Genomic DNA, 3,135 nt, shown 5'->3' with positions numbered 1-3,135 from the left:
ATGCTCTAGACCGCGAGCGCCGGCTGGCTCCAGCGGGCGGCGACCAGCCGGTAGGGGATCAGCGCGACAACGGCGATGATCAGCTTGACCGAGAGATCGCCGAGCGCCCAGGAGACCCAGCGCATGGTCTCGACAGGCAGAACGCCCATCAGCGGCGCCGTTTCCAGCGCGAAGCTGTCATTCGGCCCGACAAGGGCAAACGCGGCAGAGAAGGCGACGCCGAAGAACACGACCGTGTCGAAGATAGAACCGGCCAAGGTGCCAAGGATCGGCGCGCGCCACCAGCTCTGCCGGCGCAGCCGGTTGAAGACCGTGACGTCGAGCAGTTGCGCGATGAGGAAGGCGGCACCGGAAGCGGCCGCGATCCGCACCAGCCGGTCGGCCGCGGTCTCGAATTCGATCAGGCCGTGGCGAAACAGGAAGGGCGGAACGAGGATCGAGCAGGTCACCGCCGTCATGAAGCCGACGAACACCACCTTGCGCGCCACGGCCGGCCCGTAGCGGCGGTTGGCAAGGTCGGTGACGAGGAAGGAGAAGGGATAGGTGAAGGCGCCCCAGGTGAGCAGGTCGGCCAGCGACAGGCCGCCGATCTGGCCCTGCATCGGGAACTGGACAAGGATGTTCGACGCCACGACGACAAGCGCCATGGCGGCCACGAAAGGCAGGTATCGCGTCAGGAAATTCATTTTTTTATCCTGGGTAATGGAACCAGCCGAGCGCCATGTCCAGCGCTCGCTCATGTTTTGAGCACCGGTCTGGGCCGGGGCTCGAGGCTTTCGTCCCCCGCCTGATAAGGGCGCTTTAAGCGGCCGGCTGTTCGGCCAGCTTCTTGGCGATCTGCTTCTTCAGGAGACGGGCGCGCTGCGACAGCTCCTTGGCGTCGGCCTTGGTCAGGAACGCGTCGAGACCGCCGCGATGCTCGACCGAACGCAGCGCGTTGGCCGAAATGCGCAGGCGCACGTTCTGGTTCAGCGCTTCGGAAATCAGCGTCACGTTGACCAGATTCGGCAGGAAGCGGCGCTTGGTCTTGTTGTTGGCATGGCTCACATTGTTGCCGGTCTGGACTGCCTTGGCAGTGAGCTCGCAGGTGCGGGACATCTTGTCTAACCTTCAGTTCTTAACCTGCCAAACCATTCTGCCCGCGCCAGGCGGCGCGCGGTCTCGGTCAGGCGGCCTTTGGAAAAGTTGGCGTTCCTTAGTTGCATTTCGCCACTGCGTCAAGCTCCGGCGCGTGCGTAGTGACGTGACGCGCTCCATATTAAGGCCGGATTTTGCCGTATAAGCCCTTCGCGAAGGGATTGCCAGGCTGGAGCAAAGCGTTTCCGGCCAGGATCAAGGACTCGCCGCCCGCCATGCTTCGACCATCCCGCGCAATTGTCGCGCTGTTCGCCCTCACCGTCCCGACGACGAGTTTCGCCGCGGCCTCGCCGCAGGCCTTCAAGGGTGAATATACGGTATCGTTCCTCGGCCTTTCGATCGCCAGGGCGACGTTTTCGAGCCGCTACGAGGGCGACGCCTATGCGATCGACGGCACGGTCTCGGCCGCAGGCCTCGGCAGGCTGTTCGACGACACCAAGGGCACGATCTCGTCGAAAGGCACGATTTCCGGCCAGCAGATGCAGCCGAGGGCCTTCAGGGCGGACTATACCTCCGGCAAGAAGGCGTCTGTCGTCGACATCCGCTTCGCCAATGGCGGTGTCGCCTCGACCGAAGTCATTCCGCCGCCGAAGAAGCGCGATCCCAAGAGCTGGGTGCCGGTCGGCGACGGCGACCTGAAGTCGGTGCTCGATCCGATGGCGGCGACCGTCATCCATGCCGACAGCCTGGACAAGGTCTGCGGGCGGACCGTCAAATTCTATGACGGCGAAATGCGCGCCAACCTGTCGCTGACCTATGCCTCGAAAGGCTCGATCTCGGTGCCCGGCTACAAGGGCGACACCGTCACCTGCAGGATGGGCTTCGAGCCCGTGGCGGGCTATCGCAAGGGCCGCAAGGCGCTGGAGTTCCTCAAGAACAAGAGCCGCATGATGGTGACGTTTGCACCGCTCGGCCAATCCGGCGTATATGCGCCGATCCGCGCCACGGTCGGGACCCAGATCGGTCCGCTGACCATCAGCGCGAGACGGTTCGAAGCAGTCGAATAGTTTTTTTGCGCAATTCCGGACGGAAAAACCGCTACGCACTTTTCCTGGAATTGCTTTTAGGGGCGCCGCGGCGCGCCGCCGGGGGGCAGGTATGGGGCGCGCGACACTGATCGGTTTTTCGGCGGTAGCCATGTGGGCGCTGCTCGCGCTGCTCACCGACGCCTCCGGGCAGGTGCCGCCGTTCCTTTTGTCCGCCATCACCTTCGCCATCGGCACTTGTGTCGGGCTTGTTGCAAGGCTGGTGATGCCAGCTCCCGACAAGCGCCGGAAAATACCGCCGCAAGTGTGGCTGATCGGGATTGCCGGCCTGTTCGGCTACCACTTCTTCTACTTCACGGCGCTGCGCAATGCGCCTGCCGTCGAGGCGAGCCTGATCGCTTATCTGTGGCCGCTCTTCATCGTGCTCGGCTCGGCGCTGATGCCGGGCGAAAGGTTGGCCTGGAACCATGTCGTCGGCGCGCTGCTGGGGCTTGCCGGTACCTTCCTGATCGTCACCAAGGGCGGCGGACTAGCCTTCGACGCACGCTACGCCTTCGGCTATGCGATGGCGGGCGTCTGCGCGCTTGTCTGGTCGTCCTATTCGCTCCTGTCGCGGCGGTTCCCGTCGGTGCCGACCTCGATCGTCACATGGTTCTGTGCCGCCACGTCGGCGCTTTCGCTCGTCTGCCATCTGTTGCTCGAAAAAACCGTGCTGCCCGAGGGTCCAGGGCAGTGGCTGGCGGTCGTCGGGCTCGGTCTGATGCCGGTGGGAGCCGCCTTTTATGCCTGGGATATCGGCGTCAAGCGCGGCAACATCCAGGTGCTGGGGGCGGCAAGCTACGCCGCGCCGCTCTTGTCGACGCTGGTGCTGATTGCGGCAGGTGTCGCCGAGCCGTCGCTGCGCATCCTCGCGGCCTGCGTGCTCATCACCGGCGGAGCGGCGCGGCGTAGCTTGCCGCCCCCAGCACCTGGATGTTGCCGCGCTTGACGCCGATATCCCAGGCATAAAAGG

At 64.4% G+C, this 3,135-nt stretch carries 4 protein-coding genes; 2 read left to right on the top strand and 2 right to left on the bottom strand.

Annotated elements, in window-relative coordinates; all coding sequences use genetic code 11:
- Positions 1–5: 5 nt before the first annotated feature.
- On the bottom strand, positions 6–686 hold the full coding sequence (locus EOA38_RS31885; RefSeq protein ID WP_126091670.1) for a queuosine precursor transporter: 681 nt from the start codon (positions 684–686) through the stop codon (positions 6–8).
- Positions 687–801: 115 nt separating this feature from the next.
- Positions 802–1,098, bottom strand: coding sequence for a 50S ribosomal protein L28 (rpmB, locus tag EOA38_RS31880; protein ID WP_126091671.1), 297 nt, complete (start codon positions 1,096–1,098; stop codon positions 802–804).
- Positions 1,099–1,352: 254 nt separating this feature from the next.
- Here rpmB and EOA38_RS31875 point away from each other — a divergent pair, with 254 nt between their 5' ends.
- Together EOA38_RS31875 and EOA38_RS31870 are read left to right on the top strand one after the other, a co-directional pair.
- Entirely contained in the window at positions 1,353–2,144 is a 792-nt protein-coding gene (locus tag EOA38_RS31875) for a DUF3108 domain-containing protein (RefSeq protein ID WP_126091672.1), read from the top strand.
- A 91-nt stretch (positions 2,145–2,235) separates the two neighbouring features.
- The gene (locus tag EOA38_RS31870) at positions 2,236–3,111 is read left to right on the top strand and encodes an EamA family transporter (protein ID WP_127301094.1); all 876 of its coding nucleotides are present in this window, start codon (positions 2,236–2,238) and stop codon (positions 3,109–3,111) included.
- Positions 3,112–3,135: the final 24 nt, after the last annotated feature.

The organism is Mesorhizobium sp. M1E.F.Ca.ET.041.01.1.1 (genome assembly GCF_003997355.1).
Taxonomy (GTDB): domain Bacteria; phylum Pseudomonadota; class Alphaproteobacteria; order Rhizobiales; family Rhizobiaceae; genus Mesorhizobium.
This window is presented reverse-complemented; position numbering and strand designations above follow the sequence as displayed.

Excerpts from the sequence above, each read along its gene's own strand:
- EOA38_RS31870 (WP_127301094.1), top strand. The coding sequence starts at position 2,236 with ATGGGGCGCGCGACACTGATCGGTTTTTCGGCGGTAGCCATGTGGGCG.
- rpmB (WP_126091671.1), bottom strand. The coding sequence starts at position 1,098 with ATGTCCCGCACCTGCGAGCTCACTGCCAAGGCAGTCCAGACCGGCAAC.
- EOA38_RS31885 (WP_126091670.1), bottom strand. The coding sequence starts at position 686 with ATGAATTTCCTGACGCGATACCTGCCTTTCGTGGCCGCCATGGCGCTT.
- EOA38_RS31875 (WP_126091672.1), top strand. The coding sequence starts at position 1,353 with ATGCTTCGACCATCCCGCGCAATTGTCGCGCTGTTCGCCCTCACCGTC.